We start from the raw sequence: 12,978 nt of genomic DNA, 5'->3' as shown, positions 1-12,978 counted from the left end.
GAATGTGCGTTGTTCCGCATGCGGGGCAACGCACATCAATCTTCAAGATGGAATGGAATACATGCTCAAGCAAATTGAGTTTGCCTGTGCCGGGATTCTGCTTGTTGCAATTGTCGTTCTGGTGGGCGTTGCGTCAATTGCCAGGGCGGTGGGATCCCCGATTATCTGGTCAATTGAAATGGCCCAGCTTATTTTCGTCTGGCTTTGCATGCTGGCAGCTGACATTGGCATGCAGGAAAACCGGCATTTCGGTCTTCAGATCCTGCAGGACAACATATCCCCCAAAGCACGCGATCTCGTCGAATTGTTCAATATCGTCGTGATCATCGGGTTCCTTGCGTTTCTGCTGTATTACGCGTGGGGCAACATGATTTTGATGCATCCCCGTCTTGTCGGCGCAACGCAAATCCATGCCTCTTACATCCATGCTTCGATGGTTGTCGGTCTGATCCTTTTGATGCGGACCATGGTGTTTAAGCTTATCGAACGAATTCGAAGCAGGGGGCAGTTCTGATGCTCATACTGATTGCGGTACTATTTACGGTTTTTCTGGTCATTGGAATGCCTGTCGCCTTTGCCCTGGCGCTTGCTTCGGTGCCGGTCTTCATTCTGACCGGGGCCATGCCGCCAACCGTGGTGATCCAGAAAATGGTAACGGCAACACAAAGCTTTCCGCTTTTGGCTGTGCCGTTCTTCATTCTTGCCGGAAACCTGATGAATGTGACGGGGATTACGTTCCGTCTGGTCAAGTTTGCCCGTTTGCTGACCGGCTGGATGGCCGGGGGGCTGGCACAGGTATCCATCGTTCTAAGCTTCATGATGGGCGGGATTTCGGGGTCGGCCGTTGCTGATGCCTCGATGGAAGCGCGCCTTCTGGGGCCCAGCATGATCAAGCAGGGCTATTCCAAGGCATCAACGGCTGCGGTTCTGGCCTTCGGGTCGGTTATCACCGCAACCATTCCGCCAAGCATCGGACTGATCCTGTTTGGGTTTGTGAATGAAGTTTCGATCGGTCGCCTGTTTTTGGCCGGTGTTCTGCCCGGTATTTTCCTGACGATTGTCCTGATGATCACATCCTGGTTTGTCGCGCATAAGAACGGCTATAAACCCGACCTGCCAAAGGTGCCGAGTGGAAAAGAGCTTTGGTCGAGCTTTTCGGAAAGCATCTGGGCGTTGGCATTTCCGGTCATTCTGATTGTCGGCTTCCGCTTTGGTCTGTTTACCGCGACCGAGGCGGGCGCGTTCCTTGTTTTCTATGCGCTTTGTGTCGGATTTTTTGTTTATCGGGAACTGGACCGCAAAAAGCTTTACGAAGCGGTGACCGGCTCTGTTTCCGATCTTGGCATGGTGATGTTGCTGATCATTATGGCGGCGGTTCTGGGCTATGCCATGACCATTGAGCGCGCACCCCAGCAGATTACCGAGTTTGTCACAACGCTTACCGAAAACCCGGTTCTGATCCTGACGCTTGTTGTCGCGGTTCTTGTGATCAGCGGCATGTTCCTTGAAGGAGCGGCCAACATCCTTCTTGTCACGCCGATTGTCATGCCGGTTCTGGTCAATGCCGGATATGACCCGGTCCATATGGGGATTTTGATCGTGACCCTGATCAATTTTGGCGGTTTAACACCACCGGTCGGGGTCATCATGTTTACGGTTTGTGGCATTCTGGATGTCAAAACCGGGGCTTATACCCGGGCATCGATCCCGTTCTTCATTGCGATGGTGGTATTTTTCGTTCTGATGGCGGCAGTGCCAAGCTTGACGTTGTTATTGCCCAACGCATTGATGTAATGAAGGGACCAAGGGATGCAGGCACATGCGCAATTGCCGGGAGTTGAGTGAAAATGAATACATTCATGGGCGGTCTCATGCCTGTTTATGATAGCGCGATGAAAGCCAATGCGCATGTTCCTGCTTCGGCACTTGTTTATGAGGAACTGAGAAGCCGGATCATTTCGCTTGTCCTTCCGCCTGAAACAACACTGGTTCGGGCAGAACTGGCGGACAGTTTCAAAGTCAGCCAGTCACCGGTGCGTGAAGCCATCATGCGTCTGGAACAGGATGGGTTGGTTGCATCCTATCCCCAGTCGCGAACCGTGGTGACCAAGATTGATGTTGCCCGTATCCGCGAGGAGCATTTTCTGCGTGTTGCTGCGGAATGCGAGGTGGTACGGCAATTGGCGGAAATGGGGGAAACTGCTGCCATTGTCAAAGCCAAGGGCATCATCAAAATGCAGGAAGCCCTTGCGGGTGATATCGAACAGATTGATCTGTTCAAGCAGTTGGATGAGACGTTCCATGCGGCTCTTTTCAATGGGGTCAATCAATCCAACCTGCATGTGCAGGTGACGGCACGCAGTGGTCATCTGGCGCGCGTTCGGATGCTTGATCTGCCGCGTGCGGGTAAAATGCTTTCGGTGCTTGAAGGTCACAAGGCGGTAATTGCCGCGATCCAGTCCGGTGATGGTAATTTGGCCAGTTCGGAAATGCGGCAGCATCTTTCGGGAACCATGGAACGTTTGCCACAGATCGTTGAAGAAAACAGGGAACTGTTTTCATAAGGTTTTGGCCTTCCTCCCGGGCGACCAATCAGCAAGGCGTTTTTAATAAACGTCTTGCTGATTTTGTTTGTGCCGGTATCGGCTGTCGAGGGGCTTTGCGGAACTGCGGCAATCGCATATCCTGTGGCTCTTGAACAGGAACAGAAATGCAAACAAGTTTTCGCCAGTATCGGTCTGAAGCCGCCAGCCACAGCCACGACGATTTCCACCAGATCATCATTGCTGATCTTGGCATGCTCGAGCTTGAGGTCGAGGGGCGCGGTGGCTGTGTTTCGGGCCGCAGGCTGGCGTTTGTTCCGGCGGGCGATACCCATGCCTATCGGGCGTTGGGGATGAACCGTTTTCTTGTGCTTGATGTCGATATCGATCTTGCGGCGCAAACCGGGCTTGAACGGTTTTGGTATCAGGCGGGCGCGTCACCCTATCTTGAAGTCGGGGCTGGCTATGCCGGGCATTTGACAGGTCTTTTGCAAGGACTTGAGCAAAAGCGTTTGATATCGCGCATACGGCGATTTTCGCCGGATGGGCAGGGGAGCCTGCAATCTGAAAATTTGTCATTGCGTCATGTGGCGGGAATTGCTGTGTGCGAAAACACCTTTGCCGATGACGCGTTTGTTTGCAAAACTTTAGGCGAAGTTCTGTGCCATTCAGCAGCCACGCAAACTGACAAAGCCGACGCAGGCAGCATGATCCCGATGCGATTGCAGCGCCTGCTTGCCTGGATTGAACTGCGCCTTTCCGAACCGGTCGGGGTTACTGAAATGGCGAAGATTACCGCGCAATCGGAAAGCGCGTTATTTGCGGCGTTTCAAAAGCATCTGGGTACAACGCCGATGCGCTGGCTTGGCGAACAACGATTACAGCGTGCCTACGCAATGCTGAATGATCCGCAAAATAAAATGCCGCTTGGCGATATTGCGCGCGAGGTCGGTTTTACCGATCAAAGTGCGTTTTCCCGCGCCTTTTCCCGGCGGTTCGGACATGCGCCGATCGTGCTTCGCCGCCGACCTTAAAGGCCTCCGGGTTTATCTCATTCTAATGAAATCCGGAGTTTCGGCAAAGACGTTTTCATCCCGACCTGCTTTGATCACCGATGCGATTAGTTGAACTTCGGGATGGTTTCATGACTTTGCTTGATCACCGTACAAAGGCCACCATGATTGGTGGTATTGCCATTGTGCTTTGGGCCTTGCTGGCGTTATTTACAACAGAAGTCAGTGCCATCCCGCCTTTTCAACTGGTCAGTCTTTGTTTCTCCGTTGCGGCCATTTTCAGCTTTATCTGGATCGCGCGCGGCGGGTTGGCGGCATTTCAGGCATTGAGGCAACCGGTTGGTGCCTGGGTGCTTGGAGTTGGCGGGTTGTTTGGGTATCACTTTTTCTATTTCGTAGCCTTGGCCAATGCGCCCGCGGTTGATGCCAGTCTGATTGCCTATCTGTGGCCACTTTTTATTGTCCTGTTTTCTGCACTTCTGCCCGGCGAACGATTGCGCTGGTATCACATTGCCGGTGCGGTTCTGGGACTTTGCGGGGCTGCGGTTCTGGTGACCAAAGGGCATGGGTTTGATTTTGATCCGGCCTATGGCCTTGGCTATGGCGCGGCAATGGTTTGCTCTATCCTGTGGTCGGGATATTCGGTTTTGAACCGGCGCTATCGCGATGTTCCTGTTGAAGCCGTTTGCGGATTTTGTGCCGGTGCGGCGTTATTGGGTTTCATAACACACGGCGTGACTGAAATCTGGGTCATGCCGGATGCCGGGCAATGGCTTGCGATTATCGGGCTTGGGCTTGGCCCGGTCGGGGTTGCTTTCTTTGTCTGGGATTATGGCACCAAGCATGGCGATATTCAGGTTCTGGGTGTCGCGTCTTATGGTGCACCGTTACTCAGCACGATCCTGCTGATCGGTTTTGGCAAAGCCGAAGCAAGCCCGACCGTGATCGCGGGGTGCCTTTTGATTGTTGGTGGCGCGCTTTTGGCTTCGATAAAAATGCTGCGACGGAAAACGGTTGTTGCGTGACCTAGGGCCTTGTTGGCGCTAGAACTGGATCAGGAAAGAAAATAAGAAAATCCGGAGCGCCAGAAATGACACAGCATATTCCCAAGGCCGAATTGCATCTGCATATGGAAGGTGCGTTGACCCCTGCATTGGTGCGCAAATTCGCCGCCCGCAACGGTATTAGACTTCCGGACGGGATTTATGATGATCAGGATCGGTATATCTGGTCAAACTTCCCCGAATTTCTGGGCAGTTTTGACAGGGCGAGTGCGGCAATCCGTACCGGTAAGGATTATGCCGATCTGACGCATTGGTATCTGTGCGAACAGGCCAAAGCGGGGGCGCTTTATGTCGAGATTTTCTGTTCGCCGTCACATGCACTGGAATGTGGCATTTCCTTTGATGATCATCTGAATGGTGTTGCCGAGGGGATTGACCGTGCCGGGAAGGAAACCGGAATTATCGGACGGATCATCATGACCTGCGTTCGCCATATCGGCCCGGAAAAGGCGGTTGATGTGGCGACTGATACGGTTGCGTGTGGTCATCCCTATATTGTCGGGTTTGGCATGGGCGGGAATGAAAGCATGTTTTCGCAGGAAGCGTTTTACCCGGCCTATAAAATTGCCGCCGATGCCGGGCTTGGATGTACAACGCATGCCGGTGAAGTTGAAGGTCCGCAAAGTGTGTGGGATGCAATCGACAAATTGCCGGTGACCCGAATAGGGCATGGTGTGCGATCCATCGAAGACCCGAAACTGGTCGAAGAACTGGTGAAACGCGGCATTGTTCTGGAAGTGTGCCCCGGATCGAATATTGCCCTGTCTGTATATCCGGATTACGAATCCCACCCTTTGCGCAGGCTTTATGATTCCGGGGTTAAGGTGACGTTGGGATCAGATGATCCGCCGTTCTTCCACACAACATTGGCCGAGGAGTATCAGCGCGCTAAAGATGTGTTTGGTTTTAGCGAGAATGAGCTTCGTGGTATAACGCGTACCGCCCTTGAGGCGGCCTTTGTGGATGCGGACACGAAAGCCATACTGATCGCAAAGCTTGATGCGAACTAATACAAAACGCCCCAGAAATCCGGGGCGTTTTTTGTTCTGTTACCAGGCAACTTTACCCAGAAGCTTTTCACCGAGCGGTGTCAGCTTTGCGCGTTCATAGCGCGTCTGTTCCCAATTGCGCGGGTCACCCGGGAAGGCGTGACCGCATGCCGGCAGGCGTTCCGACCAGCTTTTGGTCCGCCAATCAACAAGTTCCTGTTCCTCGGGCGTTGCCGGGGCCATGGATATATATTGCGCAACGCGGGTCTGGTTGGACCGGTTGGCGCGAATGCCATGTGCAAGCAGGCTATTGAAAATCAGAAGATCGCCCGCCTGCATCGGGATGCGTTTGGGTTCATACGGAATATTGGCGATGTCCGGCCGGAACGGGTCACGGTACTTTGGCGCGGTGGCAAGCCATTCGGCGAAATTGGCAAACAGGTCCGGTACGCACTGGAACCCACCCATATCATCATTGGTATCGACCAACGATAAAACGCCCTGCACATTGATCGGCAGCGGGACCTGACTGGTATCGGCGTCCCAATGAATGAAACCATCAAAGGCACGCGTGCCGACATTGGGCGTATTAAGGTTGGCGCGATCAATCGATACCCAAAGATCGGTCCGATCCCAGATATCGACAAACGCGTCATAAATCCGCGGCGTCTGACGGTTATCCCACATTGATTGATGATGATAGGCTTCGACCATGCCGGAATTGTTCAGTTCGGTCATGGCATGGTCGCGCATTTGCGGCCGGGCCCAGCTTGCTGGATCATTCGGATCCATTTCCTGAAATTCCCAAAGGAAATCGACAGTGGCCTTGATCTGTTCCTGCGGGATGGCATTTTTTACAACAACATAGCCATAGGTCTGCCAGTGTTTGGAGTCTGCATCCGACAGCACACGCAGCGGCAGCGTTTTTTCAAGATCACGCAATTGCGTGCCGGTGACTTCCTTGACCGAGGCATTGCCCGGCCGGTTTGCATTCGGGCCGGTCGGGGCCATTGTCGCCGTAGTTGCGTTTGCCAGCATGCTCATGATTTTTCCTCCCGCATGGTTCATGATGTTGGAACCATTCTAGAGGGCCGCGATGGTCGCGCCCACTGACAGGGCGGACATAACATGATACTATTCGGCCAAAGTAATCGATTTTGATAGCCGTATAAGCGGGTATTTGAATGAAACTGCTGTTCGAACATGTGAAAATTGCACCGGATCGGTCTTGGCGTGGCTTGCATCGGAACCTGCGTGCGATCCCGTTCGAGTGGCATTTTCATCCGGAATACGAACTGACCCTGACGCTTGGAAGCAAGGGACAGCGTTATGTCGGGGATCATATCGGTTCTTACGGTGACGATGATCTGGTCTTGCTGGGCCCGAACCTGCCCCATACATGGCATTCGCACAATGCGGCCCCGCCAGCATCCGGGAAAATCGATATGGGAGCCTATGATCTTGATTTGCAGGCAAAGCCGGGTGAACGGCCACATCAGGCCTTTGTGTTCTGGTTTACGGCCGATTGGATCAATAATGTTTGTGAAACCATGCCGGAATTTGCGCGGATGCGACCTGTCCTGACAGATGCACGGCGGGGTGTGAAGTTCGATACCCTATCAGCACGAAAGGTTGCGGCCTTCACACACCGGTTTGATATAGGCGATCCGGCCGACCGGTTATTGTTGCTGATAGAAGTATTGCGGATTTTGCTGGATGCGCAGGAACGGATACCGCTTGCGTCCGAACGGTTTGACGCGACGGTGCCCGATTATCATGAGGCAACCCGGCTTGGTCGGGTTCTGGATATTTTGCATTCGCACTATGTCGAACAAACCGGAAGTGCTGAAATTGCCGAGCAGACCGGCATGAGCGAGCGGACCCTGCGCCGTTTTTTCAAACGTCATACAGGGTCAAGCATTCAGGATTATCTAATGGGATTGCGGTTGGGGCGGGCGGTGTCGTTGCTGCTGTCGTCCGATTTGCCGATTTATCGGGTGGCGGAGGAATCCGGGTTTCAGAACCTGTCGCATTTCAATCGGCAATTTGCCCGTCATCGCGGCATGTCGCCCAGCCGGTTCCGGCGTGAACGGTTTGACAAGGGAATGTTGCAGTCGGTTTGAGAAGGAAGACGCGCCTATTAGAAACGAGGCAGGGGCAAGTCGGTATGATTGGTTGCCAGATGCTGGTCAAATGCCTGCCAGAAAAGGTTTCGGAAAACATCGCGTTCCTGAAGGACTTCATGGCGGGCTTCGGGGATTTCGACCATTGCAACCGATGGATGATCGCCAAACAGTTCCTGTGTGGTGCGGTTGCTGACCACCTGATCGTTTCCTGACAGAATCATCGTAATCGGGGGCAGGGGCGAGGTCACAAAATTATTATCCGGTACAATACGCTGGGATAATTCCGCCTGTGCCCTGAAACAGGCATCAAGCCATCCCGCCGAAACGCCACCAACCACCAGATCAGGGTTATCTTGCAGGCAGGTGACGTTGCGTTCGTAGCGCGCCCTATCCGACGTCAGCAGATTATCATCGCCAAAGGGTTGCAATGGTGACAGCAGCTTTTGTCCTGGCAGGAATTGCTTGTCGAAACCATATCGGCACAGTCCGGCTGACAAAAACTGCGCGGCAAGTGCGATCCAGTCCGGCCCACCAAGCCCGAAAAATGGGGCGATCATGACGCTGCTTTCAAACAGGGACGGTTTTTCAAGCAGCATGTGCATGCCCACCAGCCCGCCAGTCGAGTGGGTCAGAAGCAGATCACAGTGGATATTGTAATGATCGGCCAGGTGCGAAAGCACATCATGCGTATCTTCGATATAATGGGCGATATCGCGGACATAACCCATATGGCTTTCGGTGACTTCGCGGGTTGATCCGCCCTGTCCGCGGAAATCGAAAGTGACACAGCCAAGCCCGCGTTCGGCAAGTTCATGTGCCGTTTCGCCGTAGCGTTCGATGAACTCGCCGCGCCCCTGAAGGATCAGGACATGACCAACGGCATTTTCAGGCGAATGCAAGGCATAACGAAATGTCAGGCCGCTTCGTCCGGTAAATCGATCAATGGCAAAGGTCATGTCTGTGCGTGCTTCTTATGGCGGCAGGCGATGATCAGTTGTGCAAACTGTTCATCAATTTGCGGTCTTTCCCGGGACTTCCAGTGACACTTCGATGAAATGGGTCATTTTGTCGAGCATACTGACAAAGTCGGGGTTAAAGGTTCCGCGCCGCAGACTCCCCGGGGACGCGGAATCCGACAGATTCAATTCACCATAAACCGCATCACTGCTGGTCTGGCATTTACTGTTGGCACTTTGCTCGTCGTAATGGTCGCATCGACGGATAATGCCATCCATACCGTAATGCTGGTTATCGGGATGCATGGTAATGGCAGTATGGGCATGATTAAGCGTCCGCCAGTCCGGAGCCGCAGATTTGACAATGTCGACACCCTCGCACAAAGGATGTTCGTCAATCAGGTGTTCTTCGCCCTGATACCAGATCAGGCGCTTGTTATCATTTGTGACCTTGTTGCAGAAGAAGTCGGCCGCCAGTAAGGGATCAACCGTGTGGTCATCGGAACTGGCCACCATGAAGACGGGGATATTGAACGTATCCATGGTGCCATCGCGATAGGGTTCAGTCAGCAGATGAAATTCCGCCGCGGCATTCATTGCCATCGAACCATATTTGGCAGCATCGCTGTTTTCACCTTTGCCAACCCAGCTTTGGACATAACGGGCATAGGGTGTCAGCCATGCCTGATCGCTTTTGGCAGCAAAGCCCGGCGATAGTAAAACCATTGCCGTCATCCGTGGATCGCGGCGACGGGCATCAAATTCGCGCCCGATCAGGGCCGCCCCCATCGAATAGCCAATGGTGATGACATGGTCGGTGCCGTTTGCGAACCCGTCCATGCCATAACGCACTGTTTTGATCCAGTCCTCGTAACTGACGTCAACCAAATCACCTGGGACGGTGCCATGCCCCGGAAGAAGCAGGCCATGGAAGGTCGCGCATGGGAATTTGGATTGCAACGTATCGCGCACATCGGTCATCAGAAACGGACTGTCTGTCAGGCCATGTACCATCAGGAAACCGACATCTTTGCCATGTGCCGTGTCATTGCCCGCCGCATCGCAAGCCGCTTTGTTCGGACCGGATGCGAAAGGGGCACGCATCGCGACCACCTGGTCAAGATCGTATTGGCCAAATGGCGCAGCTTCCTTGTCAAAGCGCTTTGCTTTAAGTGCCGTGCGAAGCTGTTCGCGGGTTTTCTGGACATAATCGTCAAATGATTGGTTCTCGGCGGGGGCACCAATGGCAAGGCCGGACGGATCATGTTGCGGGTCTTCGAAAATGCATCCCGACAGTGCAATCGTCGCCGGAATGGTCATAGCGACAAGTGTCGAACGCAAAAGGCCGTTTGCGGACATGGAATGCTTCCCCGTTTCGTTTCGGTGTGGTGGCTTGTCCGATAAACTCTAACTCAGGCTGCATTATGACGCGACCAACAAAAAAGCGGCCCGTAACGGACCGCTTTGAAATCGGTGGCAGAACACGCCCGAAAGCTGGCTTATTCCATGATTTCCCAGCTATGCGTGATTTCGGCCGCCTTCGACAGCATGATTGAGGCCGAGCAATATTTCTCGGCTGAAAGTTCAACCGCACGGGCCAGTTTGGCTTCGTTCAGGTTTTCACCCTTGGCCTTGAAATGCAGGTGGATTTTCGTGAAGACCTTGGGGTCGGTTTCCGCACGCTCGGCTTTGACATCGGCTTGGACATCAATGATTTTCTCGCGGCCTTTCTGAAGGATATGCACGACATCAATCGACGAGCATCCTGCCAGACCGAGAAGCAGCATCTCCATCGGGCTCGGACCAAAGCCGGTGTCACGGTTGCCATCCATGACAACGCCGTGGCCAGAGCCGCTGGTGCCGGTGAAGGTCAGATTTTCAAGCCACTTTACGCGTGCTTCCATGATCGGGTTCCTTGTCTCGAGAATTGCATGCTTCATCGTCTAGCCTGCCTGACCGGTTCGCGCAAGCCGTGATCACATAAGGCAGTTAAAGGTTGAAAAACATCAAGTGCAGGGGTGTAAAACTGTTATAGGAGTTTTTACCTTAACAGGAGATAATGTATGTCATTCCAGACCGTTATCGCCAAGGAGGGTAAATCATGACGCAGGATGCCGGACGCAGCAAAAGCCGTTTCATGATGGCTATGGAGCATGTTTTGCGTGAAGTGAACCATGAAGTCATCAGTCCTGCGATCCCTGATATGAGCGTCGATACGGCTTTGCCGCTTATTATCAATGTTGCCAAGTTGCGTGCCGACTATCTGAAATATGCCTTCAAACTCAGTGCAGATCGCAACGACAATCATCCGACGGCCGAAGAACTGGCGAAGCTTAAACTTCTTCGTGAGAGCTATCAGGAAATGCTTGCGGCTGCGCGTGAACTCGAACATTGCATTGATCGGGGATATATTGACCTGCCGGTCGGCGATAAAAAATCGTGACGCATTGGCTATGGTCGCAAGACTAAGCTTGTCATATACTTACGTATGGAATAAGAGCTTTGAAAAAGGCCTGCTAAGCGGCCTTGGTAATAAAATCCGATGGTTTTGGGGCATTATAGATAACACGGGAAAGGGAGTGCGTCGCAAAGCGGCGCGTGCGTGTATTGTCAATTGCTCCAGACATTGTCGCCACAGCAGCACTATCGCGTGACGGCATTATATTCATCGGTTCGTCCGATTTGAAAATCGCCCATGCCAATTTGGTTGCGGTTAACCTTTTTAACGCATCGAAGTCGGCCTTGCGAGAAGGAACCGAAATCAAGCAGTTCCTTGCTTTTCTTGCCAAAAATGCAGAATTTTCGTCTGGCGACAGTGTCGGTGCGGCACGCGAAGCGCTTAGCCTCATTTCTGGAAAGGATGCCAAGGCCGATTTGCCAGCCTTTCAAATGAATGGCAGAAAGGTTACGTGGCGTAAGGCCGAAGGTCCCGAAGGTGTGACCGCACTGGTCTTTCGCGAGGCTGGCAAGGCAGAAGAACTTGCCAAGGCATTGGCCGATCACAAGATTTTCATCCAGCATCTGATCGATGTGTTGCCTATCCCGGTTTACCTCAAGAATCTGGATGGTGTGATCAACCGTTGTAATGATGCTTTTGCCGAGTTGCTGGGGCAGGATCCCAAAAAGGTGATTGGCGGCAAATTCGCCGATGTGGCCCCGGCACCGCTTGTTAGCCGCATTTTCGATTACGAGGCGCCGTTGCTGAAATCAGAAGGCAATGTGCGTCATGAAATTGATTTCGAAATGGACGGTGTCGAAAAATCCGCATTGTTTGCCGCCGCCAGCCTGAAGGGGCCAAGTGGCGCAATTGCCGGTACGATTGGCTCGTTGATTGATGTGACATCGCTAAAACAGGCACAGGCCGAAGTCGCCGCGGCAGCACAACGTCTGACAGGGCTTTTGGAAAAGGCACCAATCGGCGTTGGTATTTCCAACCGGGATGGCGGGGAATTCCAGTTTTATAACAAGATGTTCGAGACTCTTCTGTCTCTTGATAGTGATGGAACGGTGCCAACGGACACCGTGCTTCTTTCGGAGCGATACCGAGAAAAAAGTCTTCAGGATATGGATATGCTTGGCGAATTGCAGGATGTGGAATTACGCATTCGCCGTCCGGCAGATTCAGATGCACGCTGGTTGAAGGCATCCATGGAGCCGCTGACATTTGAGGGGCAGGAATCTGTGCTCTGGTGGATAAGTGATATCACCAAGCAGAAGCTTGCCGCACGTGAGCTGCAGAACAAGGCAAATAACGACGAACTGACCGGCCTGGCAAACCGTGCGCGTTACATGCAGAAGCTTTCACAATGTGAAACTGTCTTGCGCGGTACGGATACGCCAGCGTCAATCTTCCTGCTTGATCTTGATGGCTTCAAGACCGTGAACGATACATTGGGGCATGGTGCTGGCGATTGGGTTCTGGTTGAAACGGCAAAGCGGCTCAAGCGTGTTGCCCGTCGGGCGGAGGAAGTTGCGCGTCTGGGCGGTGATGAATTTACCCTGTTTTTCATTAATAAAGGTGATGAAAAGGAAATGGCAGCACTGGCCGATGACATTATTGCCGAGATTTCCAAACCCTATATGTGGGAAGGGAATCGTTGTGATATTGGTGCATCGATTGGCTTTACCGTTTTCGACGCAGGCTATTGCGACATGACCGAGCAATTGCGCCGTGCTGACAAGGCCATGTATGAGGCCAAAGAAGCCGGCAAGGGGCGGGCCTGTCTCTATCGGCCAGAGCTTGAACCCGATTTGCACAGGGATGATACTGTCTAGGTCTGATTGGTT

Annotated in this window: 13 protein-coding genes; 9 read left to right on the top strand and 4 right to left on the bottom strand. The window is 53.0% G+C overall.

Annotated features, from left to right (window positions below; all coding sequences use genetic code 11):
- Window positions 1-61 precede the first annotated feature (61 nt).
- The 6 genes from ABIE64_RS17425 to ABIE64_RS17400 all read left to right on the top strand — a co-directional run bounded on the left by ABIE64_RS17425 (window position 62) and on the right by ABIE64_RS17400 (window position 5,630).
- Window positions 62-514, top strand: a complete 453-nt coding sequence (locus ABIE64_RS17425) for a TRAP transporter small permease (RefSeq protein WP_071241233.1) — start codon at window positions 62-64, stop codon at window positions 512-514.
- Window positions 514-1,794 carry a TRAP transporter large permease gene (locus ABIE64_RS17420; protein ID WP_063095836.1) on the top strand — a complete coding sequence of 427 codons (1,281 nt, stop codon included), beginning with the start codon at window positions 514-516 and terminating at the stop codon, window positions 1,792-1,794. Before ABIE64_RS17425 ends, ABIE64_RS17420 begins: the two co-directional genes overlap by 1 nt.
- 53 nt (window positions 1,795-1,847) lie before the next feature.
- Window positions 1,848-2,564, top strand: coding sequence for a GntR family transcriptional regulator (locus ABIE64_RS17415; protein WP_071241234.1), 717 nt, complete (start codon window positions 1,848-1,850; stop codon window positions 2,562-2,564).
- Window positions 2,565-2,710: 146 nt separating this feature from the next.
- Complete coding sequence (locus ABIE64_RS17410) at window positions 2,711-3,577, top strand: AraC family transcriptional regulator (protein WP_354378103.1); 867 nt, start codon at window positions 2,711-2,713, stop codon at window positions 3,575-3,577.
- A 110-nt stretch (window positions 3,578-3,687) separates the two neighbouring features.
- Entirely contained in the window at window positions 3,688-4,581 is an 894-nt protein-coding gene (yddG, locus tag ABIE64_RS17405) for an aromatic amino acid exporter YddG (RefSeq protein ID WP_063095840.1), read from the top strand.
- A 65-nt stretch (window positions 4,582-4,646) separates the two neighbouring features.
- Entirely contained in the window at window positions 4,647-5,630 is a 984-nt protein-coding gene (locus tag ABIE64_RS17400; RefSeq protein WP_354378102.1) for an adenosine deaminase, read from the top strand.
- 39 nt (window positions 5,631-5,669) lie between these two features.
- On the opposite strand, the gene ABIE64_RS17395 is transcribed toward ABIE64_RS17400, so the two are convergent.
- Entirely contained in the window at window positions 5,670-6,653 is a 984-nt protein-coding gene (locus tag ABIE64_RS17395; RefSeq protein ID WP_354378101.1) for a phytanoyl-CoA dioxygenase family protein, read from the bottom strand.
- Between the two features lie 140 nt (window positions 6,654-6,793).
- Here ABIE64_RS17395 and ABIE64_RS17390 point away from each other — a divergent pair, with 140 nt between their 5' ends.
- On the top strand, window positions 6,794-7,732 hold the full coding sequence (locus ABIE64_RS17390; RefSeq protein WP_354378100.1) for a helix-turn-helix domain-containing protein: 939 nt from the start codon (window positions 6,794-6,796) through the stop codon (window positions 7,730-7,732).
- A gap of 17 nt (window positions 7,733-7,749) precedes the next feature.
- Here the strand turns inward: ABIE64_RS17390 and ABIE64_RS17385 are convergent, their stop codons facing one another.
- The 3 genes from ABIE64_RS17385 to ABIE64_RS17375 form a co-directional block, all read right to left on the bottom strand.
- Window positions 7,750-8,691 (bottom strand): alpha/beta fold hydrolase, encoded by a 942-nt coding sequence (locus ABIE64_RS17385; RefSeq protein ID WP_114094049.1) that lies wholly within the window; start codon window positions 8,689-8,691, stop codon window positions 7,750-7,752.
- A 54-nt stretch (window positions 8,692-8,745) separates the two neighbouring features.
- Window positions 8,746-10,050 (bottom strand): alpha/beta hydrolase, encoded by a 1,305-nt coding sequence (locus ABIE64_RS17380; protein WP_354378099.1) that lies wholly within the window; start codon window positions 10,048-10,050, stop codon window positions 8,746-8,748.
- A 140-nt stretch (window positions 10,051-10,190) separates the two neighbouring features.
- Complete coding sequence (locus ABIE64_RS17375) at window positions 10,191-10,595, bottom strand: OsmC family protein (RefSeq protein WP_007091892.1); 405 nt, start codon at window positions 10,593-10,595, stop codon at window positions 10,191-10,193.
- A gap of 197 nt (window positions 10,596-10,792) precedes the next feature.
- Here ABIE64_RS17375 and ABIE64_RS17370 point away from each other — a divergent pair, with 197 nt between their 5' ends.
- A complete protein-coding gene (locus ABIE64_RS17370; RefSeq protein WP_007091891.1) occupies window positions 10,793-11,134 on the top strand; it encodes a hypothetical protein in 342 nt (113 codons plus the stop codon).
- 155 nt (window positions 11,135-11,289) lie between these two features.
- Window positions 11,290-12,966 carry a sensor domain-containing protein gene (locus ABIE64_RS17365; protein WP_071241239.1) on the top strand — a complete coding sequence of 559 codons (1,677 nt, stop codon included), beginning with the start codon at window positions 11,290-11,292 and terminating at the stop codon, window positions 12,964-12,966.
- The last annotated feature ends 12 nt before the right edge of the window (window positions 12,967-12,978 follow it).

Origin of the sequence: Thalassospira sp. MBR-102, assembly GCF_040549275.1 — a bacterium.
Lineage (GTDB): Bacteria > Pseudomonadota > Alphaproteobacteria > Rhodospirillales > Thalassospiraceae > Thalassospira > Thalassospira xiamenensis.
This window is presented reverse-complemented; position numbering and strand designations above follow the sequence as displayed.

What these genes read in the sequence shown, in the direction of transcription:
- ABIE64_RS17425 (WP_071241233.1), top strand. Translation starts at nt 62, where the DNA reads ATGCTCAAGCAAATTGAGTTTGCCTGTGCCGGGATTCTGCTTGTTGCA.
- ABIE64_RS17420 (WP_063095836.1), top strand. Translation starts at nt 514, where the DNA reads ATGCTCATACTGATTGCGGTACTATTTACGGTTTTTCTGGTCATTGGA.
- ABIE64_RS17415 (WP_071241234.1), top strand. Translation starts at nt 1,848, where the DNA reads ATGAATACATTCATGGGCGGTCTCATGCCTGTTTATGATAGCGCGATG.
- ABIE64_RS17410 (WP_354378103.1), top strand. Translation starts at nt 2,711, where the DNA reads ATGCAAACAAGTTTTCGCCAGTATCGGTCTGAAGCCGCCAGCCACAGC.
- yddG (WP_063095840.1), top strand. Translation starts at nt 3,688, where the DNA reads ATGACTTTGCTTGATCACCGTACAAAGGCCACCATGATTGGTGGTATT.
- ABIE64_RS17400 (WP_354378102.1), top strand. Translation starts at nt 4,647, where the DNA reads ATGACACAGCATATTCCCAAGGCCGAATTGCATCTGCATATGGAAGGT.
- ABIE64_RS17395 (WP_354378101.1), bottom strand. Translation starts at nt 6,653, where the DNA reads ATGAGCATGCTGGCAAACGCAACTACGGCGACAATGGCCCCGACCGGC.
- ABIE64_RS17390 (WP_354378100.1), top strand. Translation starts at nt 6,794, where the DNA reads ATGAAACTGCTGTTCGAACATGTGAAAATTGCACCGGATCGGTCTTGG.
- ABIE64_RS17385 (WP_114094049.1), bottom strand. Translation starts at nt 8,691, where the DNA reads ATGACCTTTGCCATTGATCGATTTACCGGACGAAGCGGCCTGACATTT.
- ABIE64_RS17380 (WP_354378099.1), bottom strand. Translation starts at nt 10,050, where the DNA reads ATGTCCGCAAACGGCCTTTTGCGTTCGACACTTGTCGCTATGACCATT.
- ABIE64_RS17375 (WP_007091892.1), bottom strand. Translation starts at nt 10,595, where the DNA reads ATGGAAGCACGCGTAAAGTGGCTTGAAAATCTGACCTTCACCGGCACC.
- ABIE64_RS17370 (WP_007091891.1), top strand. Translation starts at nt 10,793, where the DNA reads ATGACGCAGGATGCCGGACGCAGCAAAAGCCGTTTCATGATGGCTATG.